Source organism: Novosphingobium barchaimii LL02 (assembly GCF_001046635.1).
In the GTDB taxonomy this organism is placed as follows: domain Bacteria; phylum Pseudomonadota; class Alphaproteobacteria; order Sphingomonadales; family Sphingomonadaceae; genus Novosphingobium; species Novosphingobium barchaimii.
In genome coordinates this window covers 868,766-889,771 of the sequence record NZ_KQ130453.1, presented here as the reverse complement: position 1 = coordinate 889,771, position 21,006 = coordinate 868,766, and the positions used below count along the sequence as shown (strand labels likewise).

The window sequence follows — 21,006 nt, the reverse complement described above, 5'->3', positions numbered from 1 at the left end:
TGTAGGCGCTTGCAACCGTAGCAGCTTCTGCTCGCAAACAGCGCCTTTTCCTGCCCAGATTACCTGACAACGAGCCGACTATGCTGCTCACGCTATCCGACAATGTGCTCGCCATCATCCGCGTCTGCTCGCAAACGGCAAAGGGCCGCTCATGGTATCTGCCAACTACAAAGTCGAGATTAGCAGTCATTTGCTGATGCGCGATGCTCACGCAGCTTTGTGGAACCCAAGATCAGAAAGTACACGATGGGGCAAACCACCATCAGCATCACTGCTGGATCGGTAGCCCATCTCGTTGGGCCATCGCTGTCCGGCTCACTTGCTACCGCGAGCATGAGCGCGATTGATCCTCGCACAGCGGCGTAGGTGGCAGGAACAAGCAGGATGTGGAGAAGCCACCCGTAGCGGAACCGCATGGCGCCAAACCAGCAGAGTACAGCTATGGCGGGTGGAGCGAGTGTGGCGGCTACGAAGCCGCAGAACCAAATGGCAAACCCTGCCGGAGTCAGCGTATCGCGATAGTAGCTGGCGATCCCATCCGGTCGCAATCCGAGAGCGACGAAAGAGCCTGCGACGACAACGGCACCCAAAGCCGTCAGTCCGACGCCACGCAATGTCCCGTGTCTCGGCATCAATCTATGCAATCCAGTAAGCCATTGATCAGGCTGCTCGCACTTTGGCTCGGAAGAAGGTCGTTTCCGACCCAATCAGATCGGGGTCGATCCCGCTCTCCTCGGCGGCCAGTTGCTGGATGATCCGCCAAATCTCGGGGGCGGTGAGGCGCGCGCCGTCGCGGGCAAGCCTGCCACGGTTCTGCTCCGTGACCAGTCGGGCGAGATCGCCGATAGTGTCGCACCTCCGAGGTAATCGCCGGCGGTCGAGGTGCCGTAACCATAGCCCCGCGTAGGCGCTCGCTCCAGCAGCGAAGATGCGAAGGGGAGGTGCCAGCGTCGTGAAGGCGAGGATCGCGACCGCGACAGCGAAGCAGAGACCACTGACAATCCCAAGCCATCCGGCTCGCGTCGCCGGCATCTTGAGGTCGGTATCGGCTTCCAGGTCGCTGAACGCTTGGCGCAGCTTCCCACCGATCAGCGGCGCCAACGGCGCATCCGGCCCGACGTGCCGGCCAAGCCCGAGCGCGCGTCGAAGCCTGTAGAACGTCATCTGCGTGGCGCATGTCGTGCCGCCCCCGCTGTAGGCTGCGACATGCGCGACGACATGGTCACGCACCTCGCCGAACGTTGTCCAAGGCAGGTTCGAGCGCAGGCGCAGATCGAAGGTGCGCTCGATTGCGAGGAAGAAGTCGGTGTCGTCGCCATCACCGACCCAGCCAACCGTATCGAGCACCTGCATGAACCCGGCTCCTCAGCGGTTCTGCAAAACGACCGTTTCTGACGAGCCGATCGCCTTGCTGGGCCGGCAACGTAAATCTGCGGGCCGCACTTTGTCAAAACTGTTCTGGAAACCCGCGTCGCAAAACGGTATGCCCCGCACGAGTTTGGAGAAGATCAGACGCTCATGCGGGTCGGCTATGCCAGGGTCAGCACCAGCGACCAGAACCCCGAGCTCCAGCTCGATGCGCTGCGGCGGGCCGGCTGCGAGCGGGTGTTCACCGAAAAGGCGTCGGGCGCGCGCGATGACCGGCCCGAACTGGCGCGCATTCTGGAAGACGTGCTGCGCGCAGGCGACACGCTGGTTGTTTGGAAGCTCGACCGCCTCGCCCGCTCGCTCAAGAAGTTGATCGCCACGGCCGAGGATCTGGAGCGCGAGAAGATCGGGCTGGTGTCGCTGACCGAGAGCATCGACACGACAACGCCGGGTGGCATGCTCACCTTTCACGTGTTCGGCGCCATCGCGCAGTTCGAGCGTGCCCTGATCCGCGAGCGAACTACCGCGGGGCTAGTGGAGGCGCGCCGGCAGGGTCGCAAGGGTGGCCGCCCATCGGCAATGCGCCCGAGCGACGTCGCCGCGGCACGGGCGATGATGAAGGAGGGCACGTTGCCGGTGCGCGACATCGCCAAGCGCATGGGCGTGTCGGTCGCGACCCTCTATCGCTATGCAGGCAAGCGCGGCAGCGGTGCATCGATCAAGGAGGCTGCAACAGCCCATGGCTGACCGGGCGAAGCGACCGCCTGGAGAGGCGCTGATCGATCTTCGCCGACGGTTGTCGCTGTTGCCCCCACGCGACCCCGGTCGCACCGAGATCATCGCCCGTGCGGCCGAGGCCTATGGCATCTCCATCTGGACCCTTTACCGGGCGTTGCGCGAGCTGAACCGCCCCAAGTCGGTGCGCCGGTCCGACCATGGTGCGACGCGGGTTGCCCCGCAGGCCGAGATGGAGCGCTACGCCGAGATCGTCGCCGCACTGAAGATCAGGACCACCAACAAGAAGGGCCGGCACGTTTCGACCGCCCGCGCCATCGAGTTCCTGGAAACCGATGGCGTCGAGACGCCGGAGGGCCTGGTCAAGGTAGCACCCGGCCTGCTGAAGCGGGCGACCATCGACCGGCTGCTCCGCTCATCAGGGCTGGACTATGCCCGCGTGACCCGCCCCCACGCAGCCGTTCGTTTTCAGGCGCGGCGATCCAACGAGCTGTGGCACTTCGACATGAGCCCGTCCGACCTCAAGCAGGTCGAGGCGCCGCTCTGGATCGAGCAGGGTCGCGGCAAACCCACGCTGATGCTGTTCTCGGCCGTCGATGACTGCTCGGGCGTGGTCTACCAGGAATATCGCAGCGTCTATGGCGAGGATGCCGAGTCCGCGCTGCGCTTTCTATTCAACGCCTTCGCCGCCAAGCCTGAGCCCGAACTGCCGTTCCAGGGCCTGCCGGTCACGATCTACATGGACAACGGCCCGGTCAGCCGGTCGCGCGTGTTCCAGTCGGTGATGGGCAGCCTCGGCGTGCGCGTCCTCACCCATCTGCCGCCGAAGGCCGACGACCGGCACACCGCGGCCCGCGCCAAGGGCAAGGTCGAGCGGCCGTTCCGCACGGTGAAGGAGGTGCACGAGACGTTGTACCACTTCCACAAACCCAAGGACGAGGCGGAAGCCAATCTGTGGATGCGGCGTGCGCTGGTCACCTACAACAACGGCGACCATCGTTCCGAGCCACACGCGCGGATCGAGCACTGGCTGCGGCACCTGCCCGGCGATGGCGTGCGGGCCATGTGTTCATGGGAGCGGTTCTGCGCCTTCGCTCGTGAGCCCGAGCGGCGCACCGTTGCGGGCGACGCGACCGTCTCGGTTGAGGGCGCTTCCTACGAGGTCGAGCCCGAGCTCGCCGGCGAGACGGTGACGCTGCTCTGGGGGCTGTTCGACCAGCAGCTCTTCGTGGAGCATGACGGCAAGCGGCATGGCCCTTACGAGCCGTCGCGCGGCGCCGTGCCGCTCTACCGCTATCGCAAGTATCAGAAGAGCCGCGCCGAGGAGCGGCTCGACAAGGTGGTCCGGCTCGCTGACCAGCTGGGGCTGCCCCGCGCGACCGTGACGGGCGGCGACCGGCCGCTGCCGTCGCTGCCGCCCTCCACCGCAGGGCTCGCGGTGCGGCAAACACCTTTTCCGGAGCCGGCGGTCGAGACGGCATACCCGACCGGGCTCGCGGCGCGCCACGCCATCGTCGACCAGCTCCGGCGACCGCTCGGCTCGCTGCCTGAGGCAGACCGCGCCTTCATCGACGCGCTGCTGGGCGAAACGCTCGACAAGACCATCATCGCTGACCGCATCCGAGAGCGGTTCCAGTCAAGACGGGGGACAAGCTGATGCTCGCCGACGTTCAATCCAGCTACGGGCTCGCCCGCCCGTTCCAAGGCGTCGGCAACTTCGAGACAGAGCATCAGCGCAACCTCGTGCGCGAGGTCTGTGCGGCCGTGCAGACCGGCAGGTTGATCGTCGTCTCCGGCCTGGTCGGATCGGGCAAGACGCACCTGCTGCGCCGCATCGAGGACGAGCTGGCCCGGGCGGGCAAGGTCGCCGTCGCCAAGTCGCTTGCGGTCGACAAGCGCCGCACCTCGTTGCCCTCGCTGATCGAGGCGCTGTTCTACGATCTCTCGCCCGGTGACCGTGCCCAGGTGAAGATTCCCAAGCAGGCCGAGCGCCGCGAGCGCGACCTGCGCGACATCATGCGCAAGGGCAAGCGCCCGGTCGTACTGGTGGTCGACGAGGCGCATGACCTGCACCACAAGACGCTGACCGGCCTCAAGCGGTTGATGGAGGTGGTGGCTGATGCCGGCGTGCTGCTGTCGGTCCTTCTGGTCGGCCATCCTCGGCTACGCAACGACCTGCGCCGCCCGCAAATGGAAGAGATCGGCTACCGCACGACCACCTTCGACTATGAGGGCATCGGCGCCGAACGCCGCGACTATGTTGCCTGGCTGCTCGGCGCCTGTGCGGCCGAGGGGGTCAAGGTTGCCGACTTGATGAACGAGGACGCGATCGACCTCATCGCCGAGCGCCTGCGCACCCCGCTCCAGATCGAGATGCACCTGACACTCGCCTTCGAGCAGGGCTTCCGCTTCGCTGCCAAGCCCGTCACGGCCGAGATCGTCGAGCAGGTGCTGTCGCGGGCGATTGACGACCTCGAACCCACGCTGACGCGCAACGGTTACGATGCGGGCGCGCTCGCCAGCCAGCTCAACACCCGGCCGTCCGACATACGCGCGTTCCTCGCCGGAACGCTGGACGCCGAACACACCCGCGACCTGACCGAGCGGCTCCGCGAAGCCGGTGTGCCGATATGATACTGGCTGTCCTCGCCTTGGTATCTCCCGCACGCGGACGCAACGCATGTCGTCTGTGCCACCGATTGTGGACGTTGCGCTTCTCTCATAGCCTGCCGGCATGAACAGGCATCTTACCGCAGCTTCTTTATCGATCGTCAGCTTGCTCAGCGCGTGCTCGGCCTCGGCCGAGAGGAGGTTGGAGGGACGAGTCTTCGACATCCCGAGAGCCAACGACATATCCGACAATGATAAGCCGTTCTTTCTACCAGCGCTCGATCCCAGCGACGGGTTCTCGTTCTACCTAAATCCGAGCGCAAGCTTGCCGGAGCGAAACTTGGTGGGCGTGGCAAGCAAGAAGCGGATGTGTGCCCGCGCAGCGGGAACAGAGGCGCTTGTCAACTCGACTGTCTGCGCAAGTCGCCCGCTTTCATGGCGCGGCCGAACACTGCGCAAGGTAAGTGATGGTGTTTTCTGGACATACCAGTTGCCAGCCGAAGCAGGTCAGAAGCGTCCTCCATCGCTGGCGAGTTGCTCCGCCATGGGCGGAGGCTCGCGGCCGGGGCTCTGCACGGCCAATCTGCCGTATGACAATCTCGTGCTGACGATTCACTTCCGAGACAATCAGGTCGGCTCGCTCCAGGCATTATACGATCAATCCGTTGCTAGCCTGAGGAAGTGGGAGCGCTGATGCTTACGGCAAACCCGGCGGGAACGATCGCTGCCAGACCGCTCACCGGCACTCCTCGCTATTGGCAGAAAGCGAGAACAGGCCTTCTCCGTTTGCGAGCAGGCGCGGATGATGGCGAGCACATTGTCGCATAGCGTGAGCAGCATGGCCCACCTGCTGTCAGCAAATCTGAGCAGAAATCCGCGCTGTTTGCGAGCAGAGGCCAGTATCTTTGCAATCGCCTACACATAGGGGTGGTTGCAAGAGATCGGGAACGCGGTACCCAGCCAGATCGCGGAAGGGGCGACCTGCGAGAAGGTCTTGTCGTTCATGTACATGAAGCTGCCGTATGCTTCGGCTGCCTTGCTGAATTCAAAGTGCGCGAAACCGCCCGCGGTAATGCGCTCGTCCGAACGCTGGAAGTAGCTGTCGGGCGCGTAGTTGTAGGCGTAGGAATTGTCGTAAGGCACCAGCGTGCCGTCGCCGCTGCGGTTGTTGACCAGCGTCTGGCCTTGGAAAGCGGACTTGTCGGAAAGGGGCACGAACGAGCCGAAGGGCGAGTTGCTCGAACCGCCGCAGAACAGTTCGGTGCCCTCATTCTGGTCCTGCAGCGCGCACGAGGACACGTCGCGGGTGGACTGGCGGACCGGGCTGAAGCTGCGGTAGCCGCCGTAAACGGTGATGTTGCCGCGGCCGTCTGCGAAGTTCTTTCCCGCCGATACGGTGATGTCCTGCTTGCCGCCATCGGCGACCGACGATGGAGCCAGTTCGTAGCCCTTGGCGCTCAGCAGGTCGCGCATGGCGCCATTGTTGTTGTCATGCTGGGCGAAGCCGGTCTGCATGTCGACGCGCAGGCCGTCGAGGTCCTTCTTCAGCACGAAGTTGACGACGCCGGAAAGCGCGTCGGAACCGTAGACCGCCGAGGCACCGCCCGACATCACGTCAACGCGCTCGATCAGGCTGCTGGGCAGGAAGCTAAGGTTGATCGCTTGGGAAGGCATCATGCGCTGGCCATCGATCAGCGTCAGGACACGGTTGGATCCGAGGTTGCGCAAGTTGATCTTGGAGGTGCCGTCCGACCCGTTGGAGACGTTCTCGTTGGCGTCGGCGGTGAACTGCGGCAGGCGGTTGAGCACCTGCTCCACCGAAGTTGCGCCCTGGTAGCGGAATTCTTCGGCGCCGACGATCGTCTGCGGGCTGTTACTGGCAAGGTCCGGGCGCTTGATACGCGTCCCGGTAACGACGATGTCGCTGGCGGTGCCTTCTGCGCCGTTGGCGACGGGCGCTTCCTGTGCCTGCGCCGTCCCGGCGATCAGCGCAGCCAAAGCTACCGCGCCGTACAATTTTCCGTGGTGACCCCTCATGGCCGTGGCTCCCTTTATGACTGCGCAAAGAATGCGTCACATTTGGCCACGAGTCAAATACCGTATACGAAATATAATGTTCGATTTTTGGGGCGAGGGCCAAAAGGGGAGAAATTGAGGAATTTTTGAGCGCTAGAGGATCGACGACGCGCTGCGACCAAGCCTTCAGGGCTTCGTCTCAGGTTTTTTCATCAGACGTTCGGGTGGACGGCTCCCGGTCGCCGGCCGAGGCAGAACGGCTCGGCCAGCGATGGAGCGAGTGGTGGTACGATGAACCAAATTGTAAGGGTCGTTATTCCATCATGGCGAGAAGCGCATCGATGGTGCAGGTCGCAAATCCTACCGTGCTGTCTGATATGCCATAAGGGATCAGCAGCCGATCTTCGACCTTGAGCGCGCCACAAGTGTATATAACATTGGGCACATAACCCGAACGGTCCGCATTCTCCGCCGTCAGTACTGGCTCCGGCGTACGGGCAAGCACCTTGCTGGGATCGGCGCGGTCGAGCAGCGCACAGCCAAGGGCGTATTTGCGCATTGCACCGACCCCGTGCGTGAACATCAGCCAGCCTTCGTCGACTGGGATCGGACTTCCGCAATTGCCGATCTGGATGAATTCCCAAGGATATCTGGGCTCCATCAACAGGACTCCTTCGTCGTCCCAGGTATCTATCGTATCTGATTTAAGCAGGAACAGGTTCTTGCCGTCCTGCCGTCCAACCATGGCGAATTGCCCGCCGATTTTCTCGGGGAACAATGCCATTCCCTTGTTACGCCCTGCCGCACCTCGGATCGGTTCGAGGTCGAAACGCTGGAAATCACGGGTGCGCAGAAGTTCAGACCGGATCGAACTGCCGGAATAGGCGGTGTAGGTGCCGATCCACTCGAAATCACCGCCGCCATGGTCGAAGCGCACCAGACGCAAATCCTCCAGTCCGCCGCGCTGCTGTTCGGTAATGGGAAAGATCACAGTGTTGGACAGGCTCGATTCCGCATGGCGGTGGACCGATACTGAGCAATCGGCATCGAACTGGTCTTCCTCGTCCAGTTCCACCGATGTCGCGAAGGCGGCCTGTGGCCAGAGCTGGAAGTCGCCGTTGCATTCGGCGATGCCCTCGCGAAAGGCAATAGAGCTGATATGGCCTTCGCCGACGGCGCGCAGGCTCATGATGAAGCGCACGCAGCGACCATCCAGTCCCGTCTGGTCGGGCGAAGGCACGATCGACGGATTCATGAGCGCCGCAGCGGCGAAGGTGTATTCGTGGCAGAAGTACGAGCCGATCAGTCGTTGCTTTGTTTGCGAGAACTGCGCCGGTTCCAGGCCTAGATTGTTCGCCACCTCGCCGAAGCGACATGCGAAGATTGTCTCTGTCTGCCAGTGACGCTCCTTGAAATCGCGCAGCACACGCTCATACTCCAACGCGGCGCGTTCCTCGGTAAGCGCGGTGATGTCCTCCACCAATGCCAACGCCCGGCCGCCAGGCGCATTCTTCGCCTGCCATCCGAGATGAAAGGGGCGAATGACTACGCGCGCCGGGTCGGCGTGCAAGCGCGTCTCGAAAATACGAAGCGGCTCAGACCACACGTTCTCAGGCCGGTTCAAGCATTCCTCCTTCCCGCGAAAGGGGAGCGGATTGAGGGAGCATCTCCATAAGCGCATAATGCGACAACTGAAAGGCCAGTAACGATTCAGCCCCGCAGTTGGCGTTGGCGCCGCGCGGGGTCACACCATCCCGGCAACGGCCCGTCGCGATATCCGCTAAGACGGCTCCGCGGTCATTTTCACCAAAGAACCAGCGCCATGCGGTCATCGCGTGGTCGTGCCAGAATGGATTGCCGGTTGCACGCAATGCAGATCCCGCAGCCTCGATCGCCGCCTGCGCTTCCAAGGGCTGCTGGTCGAAGGGCAGATAGCGAAGCTCCATATGGAAACTCTCCGAACCGATCGGGCGGAACTGGCCTTTCGCCGAGACCTGCTGCGCGCATATCCATTCCAGTGTTTCCAGGCCGGCTGCGGTCCAGTGTTCCTGCCCCAGCAGGGTACCGGCCTCGATCAGTGCCTGTGGCAGGCGCGGGTTGTCATAGCCCAGCACGGCCTCGAACCATGCCCAGCCGGGCCGTCGTCCTTCGCCGAGAAGCCGCATGAGGATGTCGCCGCCCCGCGAGGCAGTCTGGCGGGAGCCCTGATGCCCCGGATCGCGGCGCAGCACAGCACAGGCCCCAAGCATGGCAAAGGCGATCGCTCTAGGCGACTCCAGCGTCGCCATCGACCTGGTCACGTCGTCGTAGAGGTGAAGCGCCCAGTCCGCGACGCCGGCATCGGAGGCGCGTGCATGTGTTTCTCCCAGCGCCCATACCGCGCGGCCATTTGAGTCCTCGGACCCCTCGTCCTCGCACCAGCTGCGGTCGAACCGCATGAAGTTACGAAAACGGCCGAGGTCGGGATTCCAAGCGGACTGCACGAAGGCAGCGTAGGCCAGCGTCCACTTCATCCGTTCGGCCGTAGACAGGCCCTGCGCCACGTTCATGAGCATGAGCGCGCGGGCGTTGTCGTCGAGGCAATAGCCATGACGGCGGTCAGGAACGACGCCGATCGAATGCTGGAGCATGCCGGTCGCATCGCTCATCGCCAGCACCGCCGCCAGGCCGGGCGTAGTGGTGACCGGCTGCGTGGTGCTCTTGGGCGCCACGGCTTGGGCGACGAGGCGCGCGGAGGCTTCGGCAAAGCGCGGCCAGATTGTCGTGCGCCCACGACCATAGGCGCGCCGCTGCATGGCGGCCATCGCCTCGGGCGCGTCAAGCAGGGAATTTACGGCTTCGGCGATGGCCTCGCTGGAGCGTGGCGGGATCAGCCGGCCAACGTCTTGGGCAAGCAGTTCGCGCGCGTGGACATAGGGTGTCGATACAACCGCCTTGCCCAGTGCCACTGCATAGCTCAGAGTACCGGATGCCGATTGTTCCAGCCCCGGATAGGGCGTGAGGTAGATGTCGCAGGCTTCCAGCTGGTCAAGCAGCTCTGGCGTGTCGAGGAAACGGTTGTCCCACACAACATGATCAGCAACTCCAAGCCTCGCGGCGAGCACCATGAGCTTTTCACGATAGGCCTCGCCTTCCTCGGCCACGAGGTTTGGATGGGTGGCGCCGACAATACGATATAGCACCTGTGGATGTCGTTCCACTATCGCCGGGAGCGAACGGATGGCGTGCTCGAGCCCTTTGCCGGGTCCGAGGAGGCCGAATGTCATGAGCACCTTGCGACCGGATAGCCCCAGCCTCGCCTTGAACTCGTCCTGCCGACCGAAGGGCCGGTCCGGCGCGCCGTGGTCGATGACTTTCAGGATGTCACTAGGTGCGCCGTACGAGCTTTCGAGCAGGTTTCGCGAATGATGCGACATCACCATGATTCGAGAGGCGCGGGTCACAAGATGGCGCAAGATGCTACGCTGACGCTCGGAAGGCTCGCCCAGCACCGTGTGAAGGGTCAGCACAAGCGGCGCCGCCAGTCGATCGACGAACTGGACGACCATTTCGCCGTCAATGCCGCCGAAAATGCCGTACTCATGCTGGAGCCAGACTGCGTCCACTCCGTCCTCGTTGATCCGGCGGGCGGCTCGGGCGTAATCCTCAGGATCGCTTCGAGCGATCGTGTCTGCAATGTTCTCGTAGAAGAGGGGACATTCCGGATCGTCCAAGGCATAGACGTCAACTGCGATTTCCGGATGGAATTGGGAAAGCTTCTCGAACACATCGGTGGTAAACGTGGCGATGCCGCATTTGCGAGGTGCAAAGTTCCCGATCAGTGCGATGCGCATGCGTTTTTGGGGTTTCGCGGCACCGGCTTCGAAGATGGAATGAACATCCGCGACCTCGCGCCCAAACTCAAGGTCTCGGTAAAACGGCAAGCGTACCATGTGGTGACCTTGAATGAGGGATGATTCCCAATGTTTAAGTCATCCACGACGATTCAGTTTCATGTCGCACAGTAAAATCGATCGGTCCGAGGGATAAGCCAGCTTTGGCTACAGGGCGTCACGGGCATGACCCAGCAAGAATTCCGGCATTCTTTGCTCACTTGGCACTGGGGTCGAAAGCGCCAAAGCCGTCTTGTCGTGATTATCAATACCCGCCTGCGTATAGAGCTGGGCCGCGACCAGCCCCACCCGGTAGGCAGTGCCGGACTGCGCAGGCGACGCGTTGTGTCCATCGACCGCTCCGACGATCGCGCCGCCATCATCCATGTGCACCGCTCTGTGTCGAGTTCGTCCAAATCGCTCATCCTCTCATCATGAGCATTGCTCGTGCCTGATACACCACGGCCCGTTCGCGGTGGAAATAGATGCATGCCAGCGATTGCCCGCGCATAAGAGCGTCATGGGCCTTGTCAGCTTCCTGCCGCGACCTTTGCAGCAAATTTCTTATGGTGGATTTCAACGCCGACTCCGACATCATGATGCGACGTACGAGGAGTACCGAGAAAGTAAGCGGGCGCGCCCGTCTCCGCAAACAACGCGCCCGCCAACCTCAGGAAACGATGGATTGCGTTCCTGAAGGCACGCCACCTAAAAAAGCGGCGAAAATCAGCAATGCACCTAATGCCAGGCGGCAAGTATGGGAACTTCCCGCCATCTGAGCACAAATGGCACCAGTGGTGCCTGGCGCCAGACGAGCGACCAGATAGCCCATGGATGCTGCCGGCCCCTTCGATCCTGATGGGGTCCTTGTGCCCCTCTCACAGCCTTTTCCCGAAAATCGGACTGATCCAAGTTAGTATTGGCCATTTGCGGGGGCTTTTGCCGGTGAGCGTCGTTTATGCCTTATCCCGGAAATCATTACTCGGGTTGCTAACCGTCTCTTTTTGACAGGAATGACAATGTCCGACACCAGCCACGATATTTCTACGCTCAACGGTCTGATCGCCACCACCATCGACAGCGTCGATGGGTATACCGAAGCGGCCAAGGACAGCCAAAGCGGTCGTTTCGGGTCGCTGTTCACGAGCCGAGCCAGCGAAAGGCGCGAAGTCGCCTCGCGCTTGCAGCAGGAAGTCACCCGGCTAGGTGGCAAGGCGGAGGACGATGGAACTGTTCTCGCCGGGGCGCACCGCATGTTCCTGAACCTTAAATCCGCCGTGACCGGCCAGGACGATAAGGCAATCATCGACGAGGTCGAGGCCGGCGAAGACCATATCAAGGCAAAGTACGAGGATGCGCTGGCCGATCGCGCGCTTTCCCCCGAAGTCCTTCAGTTGATCGAAACTTGCTACGGCTCGGTAAAGGCTGGGCATGACGAGATGCGCGACATCAAGCATTCGATGCAACGCTGATGCAACGGATCGGCGAGGTATGCCTTGCGCCGTCTTCGCCGATCCGATTCGCTCAAACTTCGTTCGCCGGTCAATAGACGCGCGCCAGCGTCATTTCTTCGCTGGTGGCGGACCGCAGCAGGAAAATGGCGTTCGCGCTCCATGCGATGAGTCCCATTTCCGCAAATGCCGCCAGCCAGCCCTCCATCGGCCAGATCCCCCACTTGCGATGAAAAGTACTGGCATTACGGACGATATCGGCAAGATGCTGGATCGGAGGGTCGAATGTCGCATGGTGTTGATGAAACGCACCGGGCCCGCTCATGAACAGCAAAGGCAGCCCGCCCGCCTTGCATCGGAACCCGAAATCGGTATCTTCTGCACCATAGCCTTCGAATTCTTCGTCGAATCCACCGAATTCGAAGAAGCGCTTGGTAGAGATACCGAATACCAGCGACCAGAATAGCCCCGGATTTTCTTCAGCGCGAACCCCTGCCGATGGAAACCTACGAGCCGGATGGCTGACGGCGCTTTTGATCAGTTCGGCCTCGTCCCAGTTTCCACGTGCGTCCTCGGGGCCAAGGTATAGAACCTGCGCGCAGACCAAGGCATCCTGGGCGGCGAGCACAGCTCGATATGCCCCCACCAACCCGCGCGTGGGAATGCAATCTACATCGAGAAACAGCAATGTGTCCCCGCTGGCAGCGCGGGCGGCAGCGTTTCGGGCAGCCGCGAGGGGGAGTCCTGCGCAGCCCATGCGAACCACGCGCCCCGGGAAAGGCAATTGCCCTACCGCCACCGGTGGTTCGCTCCCCATGTCGACGACGATCAATTCGTCCGGCATGATCCCACTGCGGCCCAATCCTTCGATGAGCTGCGCGAGGTGGCCTGGACGGTCCTTCACTATGGTCAGGACGCTCAAGCGCATGTGCATCGCCGCCATAAGTCGAGCCGGTAGTGCTCGCGTCGCTGCGCGGTGATCAAGCCCGCTTTTGCCGTCAGCGCGTCGTGCAGCTTGGCTACGGCGTCGTCGCCGGTTTGCGGGTAATCGGTTTCGCCGGTCCAGTGCACCAGCAGCAGGTCGCCGCCCGGCAAGAGATGCTGGTAAATCCACTCGCCGGCCCGCCTGATGTCGCGATCCGACCAATAATAGACGACCTCAGACAGGACGATGAGATCGAATACATGATCCGGCGTCTGTTCCGGAAATATCATATTGGCGAAGGATACATGCGCAAACGGCGTGCAACGCTGTCTCGCAGCCTTCAGAGCTACACCGCTGACATCGATCGCAAAAAGCGTATCGCAACAGGGCGCTAATTTGCGGGTCAAGACGCCTTTGGCGCAACCGACCTCGAAGCCGTGGGCGTAAGTCCGGCCGGCGAGAGCATGGATAGTATGATCGTATTTGGCCTGCTCGTACGCGCTACTTTCCAGATTCCATGGGTCTTCGTCGCTCAAAAACATGCTTTCAAAATAATCGGGTGCAAGGCTGGATTCGGTACGGGTCATCTTGATCTCCGCAAGAACAGCGTATCGCGATCAGGCATTCGCTGTTGAGCGATGGCGAGCCGGAATCCTGGACCGTACGAGGCGGTCAGTTGGCTGCGATGGGCGCGCAAGGCGTGACGGCGTGTACCGGGCAGCATTGTCTCCGTTCGCAGAACACGACACGTCCGTCGCTCGGGCGCAGCAGCCCACACCACGTATTCCGCGACGAGGATGGAGCGCTTGGCCATGGCGTGCACAGCATAAGCGAGCATAGCGGCAGCGACATGGTCGCAATGCGGCTCATGTAGGGCGGTGACAGCGATGGCGTCGACTTTGAGGCGATTGCAAAGTGCGGCTACCTTTCGGGTCGTGGCCAGGAAGGCTGTAGTTTCAGGCGCAGCGGGGGCGGCATCCTTCCAGCCCAGATGCACAGGACCGCAAGATCGGCTACCGGTAAGGCGGAACATGGCGTGCGCAGCCTCGCGCTTGCGCATGGAAACCAGGTTGCACGCAGGGGGGCAATCGTCGCCGTGGGAGCCCGAACCGTCCGTCAGGTAGACGACGCCGGCAAGTCGGCCATAAGCCGCCGCTTGCGCGATGAGCGCGCCTGCGCCCAGGGTTTCGTCATCTGGATGTGGCGCCAGGACGAGCCAGCGCAAATGCCGCCACGGATGAGCCGACAGTAGGGTATCTACCATAATGCGTCTCCACTGCCCCATGCATCGTGATCAAGCCATGCGAGAGCTGCTTGGTCACGGGCATGATCCGGCCCCGCCTGCCGTAGATAAAGCGAAAGATCGCGGGTAATCTTGTCGATGCGCTCGCCATCCATGGCGCTACGAGTCCCGACGATCCGTGCTGCCAGTTCCATCACCTTAAGTGCGGCATGCTCGACGATTCCGCGCGTCATTCGGGCGAAAGCCGGGCCATCCCCGTCGTCTCGTGCGGCGCGCAATGCACATTCACGCACCCAAAGGTATGCGGTACGCATGGCCGCCACGCCGTCCGCGAACTTGGCGCGCTGCAAGGGATCTTCGCGTGCGCTTTCGGACATGGCCAGCCGCGTTTCGGTTAGCAATGCTTCGATGCCCCCAAGTTGCACGGCGGTGAAGCGCCATGCTCCCGTGGTGAAGCGAGGGTCGCGATCATAATCGCCTGCTATGCCGACCAGGTCCGCTGCCTGTATCACAAGCCCCGTGAGATCGTAGAGCCCGCTGGTGGTCGCCCGCATTCCTCGCACACGCCATTGCGAGACATCCGCCCGTGCCGGTTCGTCTGCCGGCACAATCACCAGGTGCCGCTCGTCAGCGCAGTGTTGCGCCGTGACGATTGCATAAGCGAGACCCCCGGCTCCGCTCGCGAATGATTTGCCGCCTTTGAGTATGCGCGAACCGTCCGCTCTGAGTTCGATGGAAACCCCTGGCTGCGGTTCTGTGGCCCATACACCGTAGAACGCTCCGTGTTCCAAGTCGCGAGCCAGTCGCGCGTGCTGGGCCGGCGATCCGTACCAGTCAAACAGGGCGAGCGCATTGACGTGGCCTTCGTAGAGCCGCCCAAGACTGAGGTCTGCCCGTCCGACGATGCGCAGCACGTCCATAAGCACAAGGTTACGGTCCGCCGGATGCGCAAAGTGCAGGCCCCCGCTCGCCGGGGGCGCAAAGTCGCGGTGCAGTCTCGCCGACGCCAGGCAGCGGATGCTTTCGACGGGAAAGACCGGGGCGGCATCGTAGCGTGCGCCAAGGTCCACCAGCCGCGGAGCTATGGCCGACGCCCGTTCTACCGGGCCTTCGGCATCTTTTTTTCCAGGCGCCCAGAGTGTCATGGGGCATGTTCCGGACAAATCGAGGCTTGGAATGCCTGGGCGGCCAGCCATGCCGCGGCCTTTCGCGCACCATCCGCATCCTGCAGAGTGCGCCGCCCCCACGGGGGCAAGGCTAAAGTCCGTTCGAGCAGCGCCGGCCATTGCTTCCCCGAGGGCCAGCCCGGCACGACGATCGCGGCGCCCAGCGAGCGCAGCCCTTCAGCCGTCACCTGTTGCTCTGCGAACGGACGATTCTCGGGAATACATAAGAAGGGGCGGTCGGCACCCATCACTGCACCGATGAGGCCGTCTCCCGCCGCGCCGACGATGACGGTGGCGCGGGCAATTTCGCATTCAGGCGAACTAACCCACCCGGCAAACGTCAGGTTTTCCGGGATGCTCGCAGTTTCAGTCGCTGGACCGATGACGCGCCATTGCCAATCGGGACAACTGCTGGCCGCAACGGCAACAAGCGCGCCGTCACCGGGCAAGCCGCCCCGGCCGAACACTACGAGCACCCGGCGAACTGCGGGCGCTTTCATTGCAGCAGTGGCAGTTATGCCGGGAAAATAGTGGCTCTTTGCGCGAACCCAGGCTGGCGTTGCCTCGCTTTCGAGACCGCTGTGGAATGGCGCCAGGATGCCCGTGGCACCGCGAAACGCTTCGAGATGGGCACTATCGTTACGCTCCCCGTTCAAACGCACGTAGACCGTAGGCACTGATGCCAAGCGCGCCAGCATCGCTATTTCGACGGAAACGTCCACGACCATCAAGGCCGGCCTTTCGGACGCGATCCAGGAAGCCACAACGGCAACCCGTTCGCGCACGCCGTCGTGATCCAGGGGTGCGTAGTGAAGAGCGGAGGGACGGCAAGGCGCATTGTCCCGCCCGTGAAAATGACCCGATAGCGGGCGGTCGTCAGGCAGATCGAGGCCTGCCGCGCCTATCCCGGTGCCGATCAGGACGAGACGACAGTCGATGTGTTTGGCAATCGCGTCTGCGCGGGCGCGGTGGCCCGCTCCGTGATGATGCACATAATAGCCGATCGGGCGCGGCTTCATGTCCCGATCTCCAGCACCATGTCGTGGGGCATCGGAGCCAGCAGCGGCTCTTGCTGCGCGATCATGGCTTGACCACCGGGCAGGGCGCGCAGGGTACGCCGCCACGCCGCCCTTTTCTGCCAGTGATGCAGGGCAGGTGCGCGCGGGCTGGTGCCCGCTGCTGCCAGATCGAACATTTCCTGCATGGCGGCTGCCATTCCCGTTTCGGCCCGGCCATCGCGGCGGGGCGAGACACGGGTAAATACGTTCGTCGGATGGGAAAGACGGCCACCCTGAACCAGCGCGGCGTTCACCAGCGCACGGTCTTCCCCGGTACGCAGCAAAGGCACCCCTCCGCACTGTTGGTAGAGAACAGTCCGGATGGCGAGAGACGCCCCGGTATGATCGCCATGGCGAGGGGCTTCATCCCACGGCAAAGGATCCTCCGTATCTTCGATTGCGCGGACTGCCTCCCAATAGCGGTCCCATGCCGAGCGCAGGCGCAGCACGCCTTCAGGCAGAGGTTCGCCAGGCTCGATCTCGATCCGCCCGCCGACGATATCCGCGCCGCGCGCGATAGCTGAAGCGATGTTGTCCAGCCATTCAGGGGGCGGCCGGGTGTCGGCATCTGTGCTTACCAAAACCCCGCGTTCGCTCGCTGGCGTCAGGCCGAGGCCAGTGTCCATCGCCAGACGGCGTGCGGAACCGGCGTGCGCCATTTCCGGTGCAAAGGTCACCTGTTCGACATGAATGACCAATTGCCCCGCATATCGAACCCGTGCCTGCTCGATCACTGCGAAGCTGTCGTCATTTGAATTGTTGACCGCGACCGCCAAAAGCACCGGACCGCGACAGGTCTGTGCCGCCAGCGCCGCGAACAGGACCGGCAGCCTTGCAGCCTCGTTGCGGGCGGGCACGCACACGCAGATATCGATATCTGACGGATTGCCGTCGTCGGTTCCGCTTTCAGGCATGCTGCTGCACGTTCCGGACAGGCAATTCATAAGCAGTTATGCGAGGAGGCGTTGGCTCGCCTTGCTGCATGGGAACGAGGTTGCTCCCGCATCCGCTCGCGCGTGCAATCATGCCGCGGTACAGCGCCTGATAGCCATCGACCATACGACCTGCATCGCAGACCCGTTCTGCCCGCCTGCGACATGCGCGCCGGTCAAGAGCAAGCGCCGCGAGGCCGGCGTCGGCAAGCGATGCCACATCATCAGGGGTGGCCAGTACGCCGCAGCTTTCATCGAGGATTTCCGGAATAGCTCCGCGCGCGAACGCCGCCACTGGCACGCCGCAGGCCAGCGCCTCGGCCACGACGAGACCGTAAGGCTCGTCCCACATCGGCGTGCATAGGAATGCCCGCGCACCGCCGACAAGCCGTGCCAGTTCGGAGTGCGCCAAGTGACCGACGTGGAGGGCATCGGCGCCCAGTTCAGGTGCGATCTTTGTGCGATAATAATCCTGGTCCAAAATGGGGCCAGCGATGCGCAGCGGCAGACCTATCTTGCGTGCCGCCTCGATTGCGTAATGCAACCCCTTTTCAGGGACGATCCGTCCATACCACACGAGGTAACTGGCATCGTCCGGCAAAGGATGGAAAGCGAATTTATGGAGGTCGATGCCGTTCAGGATCACCTCGTCCGCCTTCGCGACGGGGTTCCATAATTTCGCCACCGATTGCGAAACTGCGACGAAGGCATGATCCTTTCCCGAGCATAGACGAACTCCGCTTTCCAGCCAGCAAAATGGCGGCGTGTGCAAGGTCGTGATCATCGGCATTGGCAGAGTATCGGCCAGCGTGACCGGCAGGTAATGCAGCGAGTTGTTATGGATGACGTCGAAGTCACGGAGGCGCAGGTCGGTCATCAGACTGAGATAGGCGTGATGTTCCTTGAAGAAGGCTATGTCGCTTGCCTCGGCCGTCCCCACACCGGCCAGCGCCGTCTCGCTGCAAATCGCCTCGAGTTCGAGCGCGGGCTCCGAATGAACCGAAGCAAAAACCGTCACCGCGTGACCACGATCGCGCAAGAGGCGCGCGAGAAGGTGGGTGTGCATCTCCAGTCCACCGGCAAAGGGTTCGGCGATGGGATGGCGCAAGTGGGCAATGATGCCAATTTTCAAGCTTCGCTGACTAGCCCGCCCATTACCCAAGGGAGACACAGTGCCGCCCTCGTCATGACGGATCCCGAAGATCGATCGTTCAAGCTGTGGGCCGTGCATCCAGGTCGACCTCCAGTTCGCGCGCCCAATGGCGCAGTTGGCGGCAGGCGGCCAGGAACATGACCGCATCCTCCTCATCCTCCAGCAGGAGGCATGCCTCATCGAGATCGTCCGTCATGCCGGCTTTGGCGAAGATCGACCGGGCTTCTGCGGTGAAGCCGATGAACTTGCAATGTGCGAAGGCGTCGGCGACGAAGTCCTTCGTGGGCGCGTCGAGGGCAAGCAGAGCGGCACCTTCTTTCGCGACCACGATCGCCACCGCATCGAACAGCACGGAAGGACCTCCATCTATCTTGTGCTTTGCTGCAACGGTTGTGCCATCGGACAAGGTAACGCCGGCGATCTTGGGAGCGATGACTTCGTAGACGGCCTCGTCCGCTTCAACTGCCGCTACCAGCGCCTTGAAGATCGCCGCATCTGCGCCATCGCTGAGTAGGATGCCAAGCTTGCGGCCCTTGAAGCTGTCCGGCCCGTTCTTGACGATGCTGAGAGGATCTGAAGCGGGAAGATCGGTGATAGGCTGCCGCGCGGCGACAGCCCCATCCGGCAATGAGATACCCAGTCCATCCGCAACAGTCGCGGCAAGGCCGGGATCGATGTGCAGCAGGTGCGAAACCGTCCGTGAGCGGATGTCGGGACGCTCCACTTTCGAAAGCTCGAACACCAGCGCGTCACTTATGTGCTTCTGTTCGATCTGGACCTGACTGACGAAGAACTGCCGCGCCTGGCTGTAATGGTCGGCAAAGGTTTCCGAACGCACCCGTTGCTTGGGACCATCGGCTTCTTCCGCAAAGCTGATGAAGCCTCGCGCGGGATCCTCGCGTGGGCCTCCCTGCGTGGCCCCCCAGCTATTGGGCTCGTAATTCACGCGGCCCTTGGGGTTGTGCATCGCCATGTGCCCATCCTGCTGGAAGTGGTGCATGGGGCACTTGGGCGCGTTGATCGGGATATGCGTGAAGTTGGGCCCGCCCAGACGCTTGATCTGAGTGTCGAGATACGAGAAATTACGACCCTGCAACAGCGGGTCATTGGAAAAGTCGATGCCCGGCGGCACGTTTTGAGTGCAAAAGGCAACCTGCTCCGTCTCGGCGAAGAAATTGTCGACCACCCGATCCAGAACCAGGCGCCCCACTACGCGGATCGGCACCAGTTCCTCGGGGATCAACTTCGTCGCATCGAGTACATCGAAATCGAAGCTGTCAGCGAAGGCATCGTCGAACAACTGGACGCCGAGATCCCATTCGGGAAAATCGCCCGCATTGATCGCGTCCCACAAGTCACGACGATGGAAGTCCGGGTCGGCGCCATTGATCTTGACCGCCTCGTTCCACACCACCGATTGCAGACCCTGCTTGGGTTTCCAGTGGAACTTGACGAAAGTGGACTTACCCTTGGCGTCGACCAGCCGGAACGTATGAACACCAAACCCTTCCATCGTCCGAAACGAACGCGGGAGGGCGCGGTCGGACATGGTCCACATAATCATGTGGAACGCTTCAGGCGTCAGGCTGACGAAGTCCCAGAAATTATCGTGTGCGGTCTGGGCCTGCGGAAAGGCACGATCAGGCTCCGGCTTCGCAGCGTGGATGAGGTCGGGAAATTTGATCGCATCCTGGATGAAGAACACGGGAATATTGTTTCCCACCAGATCCCAGTTGCCTTCCTGGGTATAGAGCTTGACCGCAAAGCCCCGCACGTCGCGGGCCAGATCGACGGACCCTTTAGAACCCGCGACCGTGGAGAAGCGCACGAAGGCGGGTGTCCGTTCGCCTACCCGCTGGAAGACGTCGGCGCGAGTGACGTCGGAGAGGCTGTCGGTCAGTTCGAAGTAGCCGTGGGCGCCATATCCACGCGCATGAACGACCCTCTCCGGAATGCGTTCGTGATCGAAATGGAACATCTTTTCGCGAAAATGGAAGTCCTCGAGCAGGGTCGGTCCACGTGCACCTTGCTTTAGGCTGTTCTGGTCGTCGGCGACCGGAATTCCCTGCTGGGTAGTTAGCGTCGGGATGTCACCCCCGGCGACTTGATGGGTTTCACCGCCTGCAGCCTGTGGATCGGCATAGGTGAACGAAATGTCAGTCTCGGCGGGGACCGGGGTTGCTTTTTGCGGAGATTCGCCGCCCATGTCAGCAGCTCCAAGATCTGGCGATCTCAGCTTGGCTGATTGTTGTGCACGCGATTTCGGTGGCGTTTTCGCCATGAGGTTTTCCTTCTGGTCAAAAGTCATGCGGAAACGTCGGGCCGGCGCAGTGACGGCGCGCGAATGGCGGCATCGGTGGGCTGGTATTACGGTAACGGAGGCCGCGATCGTTCAGTTGCGCAGGCGGTTTGGATATTAACCTGCATCAGCACGTTTCGGAATGTGCAGGTGCAACGCGCCCGCGCGCGAAGGGTTA

Annotated in this window: 20 protein-coding genes; 5 read left to right on the top strand and 15 right to left on the bottom strand. The window is 62.3% G+C overall.

Going from position 1 to position 21,006, the window contains the following annotated elements:
• Together V474_RS26570 and V474_RS10525 are read right to left on the bottom strand one after the other, a co-directional pair.
• Positions 1 to 211, bottom strand: a 211-nt coding sequence (locus tag V474_RS26570) for a hypothetical protein (RefSeq protein ID WP_216628565.1), incomplete at its 3' end; no start/stop codon positions are given.
• A 449-nt stretch (positions 212 to 660) separates the two neighbouring features.
• Complete coding sequence (locus tag V474_RS10525) at positions 661 to 1,353, bottom strand: hypothetical protein (protein ID WP_007685994.1); 693 nt, start codon at positions 1,351 to 1,353, stop codon at positions 661 to 663.
• A 165-nt stretch (positions 1,354 to 1,518) separates the two neighbouring features.
• On the opposite strand from V474_RS10525, the gene V474_RS10520 reads away from it, so the two are divergent.
• The 4 genes from V474_RS10520 (at position 1,519) to V474_RS25565 (ending at position 5,407) form a co-directional block, all read left to right on the top strand.
• Positions 1,519 to 2,115 carry a recombinase family protein gene (locus tag V474_RS10520; protein ID WP_007685993.1) on the top strand — a complete coding sequence of 199 codons (597 nt, stop codon included), beginning with the start codon at positions 1,519 to 1,521 and terminating at the stop codon, positions 2,113 to 2,115.
• Positions 2,108 to 3,760 carry an IS481 family transposase gene (locus V474_RS10515; protein WP_007685992.1) on the top strand — a complete coding sequence of 551 codons (1,653 nt, stop codon included), beginning with the start codon at positions 2,108 to 2,110 and terminating at the stop codon, positions 3,758 to 3,760. Before V474_RS10520 ends, V474_RS10515 begins: the two co-directional genes overlap by 8 nt.
• Positions 3,760 to 4,737 carry an ExeA family protein gene (locus V474_RS10510; RefSeq protein WP_007685991.1) on the top strand — a complete coding sequence of 326 codons (978 nt, stop codon included), beginning with the start codon at positions 3,760 to 3,762 and terminating at the stop codon, positions 4,735 to 4,737. Before V474_RS10515 ends, V474_RS10510 begins: the two co-directional genes overlap by 1 nt.
• A 100-nt stretch (positions 4,738 to 4,837) precedes the next feature.
• Entirely contained in the window at positions 4,838 to 5,407 is a 570-nt protein-coding gene (locus V474_RS25565; protein ID WP_062121710.1) for a hypothetical protein, read from the top strand.
• A 221-nt stretch (positions 5,408 to 5,628) separates the two neighbouring features.
• Here V474_RS25565 and V474_RS10505 read toward each other — a convergent pair whose 3' ends face one another.
• The 5 genes from V474_RS10505 to V474_RS26185 form a co-directional block, all read right to left on the bottom strand.
• Positions 5,629 to 6,750 carry a TonB-dependent receptor plug domain-containing protein gene (locus V474_RS10505; RefSeq protein WP_148649354.1) on the bottom strand — a complete coding sequence of 374 codons (1,122 nt, stop codon included), beginning with the start codon at positions 6,748 to 6,750 and terminating at the stop codon, positions 5,629 to 5,631.
• 292 nt (positions 6,751 to 7,042) lie between these two features.
• Positions 7,043 to 8,353, bottom strand: a complete 1,311-nt coding sequence (locus V474_RS10500; protein ID WP_059151425.1) for a glycoside hydrolase family 130 protein — start codon at positions 8,351 to 8,353, stop codon at positions 7,043 to 7,045.
• A complete protein-coding gene (locus V474_RS10495) occupies positions 8,340 to 10,562 on the bottom strand; it encodes a glycosyltransferase family 4 protein (RefSeq protein ID WP_059151513.1) in 2,223 nt (740 codons plus the stop codon). The genes V474_RS10500 and V474_RS10495 overlap by 14 nt, the downstream gene beginning before the upstream one ends.
• 207 nt (positions 10,563 to 10,769) lie before the next feature.
• Complete coding sequence (locus tag V474_RS10490; protein WP_059151424.1) at positions 10,770 to 10,988, bottom strand: hypothetical protein; 219 nt, start codon at positions 10,986 to 10,988, stop codon at positions 10,770 to 10,772.
• Positions 10,989 to 11,271: 283 nt separating this feature from the next.
• Positions 11,272 to 11,433, bottom strand: a complete 162-nt coding sequence (locus V474_RS26185) for a hypothetical protein (RefSeq protein ID WP_169795056.1) — start codon at positions 11,431 to 11,433, stop codon at positions 11,272 to 11,274.
• A 187-nt stretch (positions 11,434 to 11,620) separates the two neighbouring features.
• On the opposite strand from V474_RS26185, the gene V474_RS10485 reads away from it, so the two are divergent.
• Positions 11,621 to 12,073, top strand: coding sequence for a PA2169 family four-helix-bundle protein (locus V474_RS10485; RefSeq protein WP_059151423.1), 453 nt, complete (start codon positions 11,621 to 11,623; stop codon positions 12,071 to 12,073).
• A gap of 70 nt (positions 12,074 to 12,143) precedes the next feature.
• Here V474_RS10485 and V474_RS10480 read toward each other — a convergent pair whose 3' ends face one another.
• The 8 genes from V474_RS10480 to katE form a co-directional block, all read right to left on the bottom strand.
• Positions 12,144 to 12,980: a glycosyltransferase family 2 protein gene (locus V474_RS10480; protein ID WP_201786021.1), complete on the bottom strand. Its 837-nt coding sequence runs from the start codon at positions 12,978 to 12,980 to the stop codon at positions 12,144 to 12,146.
• On the bottom strand, positions 12,971 to 13,564 hold the full coding sequence (locus V474_RS10475) for an SAM-dependent methyltransferase (protein WP_059151421.1): 594 nt from the start codon (positions 13,562 to 13,564) through the stop codon (positions 12,971 to 12,973). Before V474_RS10475 ends, V474_RS10480 begins: the two co-directional genes overlap by 10 nt.
• The gene (locus tag V474_RS10470; RefSeq protein ID WP_082699720.1) at positions 13,561 to 14,241 is read right to left on the bottom strand and encodes a PIG-L deacetylase family protein; all 681 of its coding nucleotides are present in this window, start codon (positions 14,239 to 14,241) and stop codon (positions 13,561 to 13,563) included. The genes V474_RS10475 and V474_RS10470 overlap by 4 nt, the downstream gene beginning before the upstream one ends.
• Positions 14,235 to 15,365, bottom strand: coding sequence for an acyl-CoA dehydrogenase family protein (locus V474_RS10465; RefSeq protein ID WP_059151420.1), 1,131 nt, complete (start codon positions 15,363 to 15,365; stop codon positions 14,235 to 14,237). The genes V474_RS10470 and V474_RS10465 overlap by 7 nt, the downstream gene beginning before the upstream one ends.
• On the bottom strand, positions 15,362 to 16,405 hold the full coding sequence (locus V474_RS10460) for a glycosyltransferase (protein ID WP_059151419.1): 1,044 nt from the start codon (positions 16,403 to 16,405) through the stop codon (positions 15,362 to 15,364). The genes V474_RS10465 and V474_RS10460 overlap by 4 nt, the downstream gene beginning before the upstream one ends.
• Positions 16,402 to 17,358, bottom strand: a complete 957-nt coding sequence (locus V474_RS10455) for a glycosyltransferase family 2 protein (RefSeq protein ID WP_059151418.1) — start codon at positions 17,356 to 17,358, stop codon at positions 16,402 to 16,404. Before V474_RS10455 ends, V474_RS10460 begins: the two co-directional genes overlap by 4 nt.
• Complete coding sequence (locus V474_RS10450; protein WP_082699719.1) at positions 17,351 to 18,508, bottom strand: glycosyltransferase; 1,158 nt, start codon at positions 18,506 to 18,508, stop codon at positions 17,351 to 17,353. The genes V474_RS10455 and V474_RS10450 overlap by 8 nt, the downstream gene beginning before the upstream one ends.
• Positions 18,509 to 18,587: 79 nt before the next feature.
• A complete protein-coding gene (gene katE / locus V474_RS10445; RefSeq protein ID WP_148649353.1) occupies positions 18,588 to 20,735 on the bottom strand; it encodes a catalase in 2,148 nt (715 codons plus the stop codon).
• Positions 20,736 to 21,006 lie beyond the last annotated feature (271 nt).

Coding starts and splice junctions, on each gene's coding strand:
- V474_RS10485 (WP_059151423.1), top strand. CDS start 11,621: ATGTCCGACACCAGCCACGATATTTCTACGCTCAACGGTCTGATCGCC.
- V474_RS10525 (WP_007685994.1), bottom strand. CDS start 1,353: ATGCAGGTGCTCGATACGGTTGGCTGGGTCGGTGATGGCGACGACACC.
- V474_RS10475 (WP_059151421.1), bottom strand. CDS start 13,564: ATGACCCGTACCGAATCCAGCCTTGCACCCGATTATTTTGAAAGCATG.
- V474_RS10505 (WP_148649354.1), bottom strand. CDS start 6,750: ATGAGGGGTCACCACGGAAAATTGTACGGCGCGGTAGCTTTGGCTGCG.
- V474_RS10460 (WP_059151419.1), bottom strand. CDS start 16,405: ATGAAGCCGCGCCCGATCGGCTATTATGTGCATCATCACGGAGCGGGC.
- V474_RS10470 (WP_082699720.1), bottom strand. CDS start 14,241: ATGGTAGATACCCTACTGTCGGCTCATCCGTGGCGGCATTTGCGCTGG.
- V474_RS10515 (WP_007685992.1), top strand. CDS start 2,108: ATGGCTGACCGGGCGAAGCGACCGCCTGGAGAGGCGCTGATCGATCTT.
- V474_RS10490 (WP_059151424.1), bottom strand. CDS start 10,988: ATGGATGATGGCGGCGCGATCGTCGGAGCGGTCGATGGACACAACGCG.
- V474_RS10520 (WP_007685993.1), top strand. CDS start 1,519: ATGCGGGTCGGCTATGCCAGGGTCAGCACCAGCGACCAGAACCCCGAG.
- V474_RS10480 (WP_201786021.1), bottom strand. CDS start 12,980: ATGCGCTTGAGCGTCCTGACCATAGTGAAGGACCGTCCAGGCCACCTC.
- V474_RS10510 (WP_007685991.1), top strand. CDS start 3,760: ATGCTCGCCGACGTTCAATCCAGCTACGGGCTCGCCCGCCCGTTCCAA.
- V474_RS26185 (WP_169795056.1), bottom strand. CDS start 11,433: ATGGGCTATCTGGTCGCTCGTCTGGCGCCAGGCACCACTGGTGCCATT.
- V474_RS25565 (WP_062121710.1), top strand. CDS start 4,838: ATGAACAGGCATCTTACCGCAGCTTCTTTATCGATCGTCAGCTTGCTC.
- V474_RS10465 (WP_059151420.1), bottom strand. CDS start 15,365: ATGACACTCTGGGCGCCTGGAAAAAAAGATGCCGAAGGCCCGGTAGAA.
- katE (WP_148649353.1), bottom strand. CDS start 20,735: ATGGGCGGCGAATCTCCGCAAAAAGCAACCCCGGTCCCCGCCGAGACT.
- V474_RS10455 (WP_059151418.1), bottom strand. CDS start 17,358: ATGCCTGAAAGCGGAACCGACGACGGCAATCCGTCAGATATCGATATC.
- V474_RS10495 (WP_059151513.1), bottom strand. CDS start 10,562: ATGCGCATCGCACTGATCGGGAACTTTGCACCTCGCAAATGCGGCATC.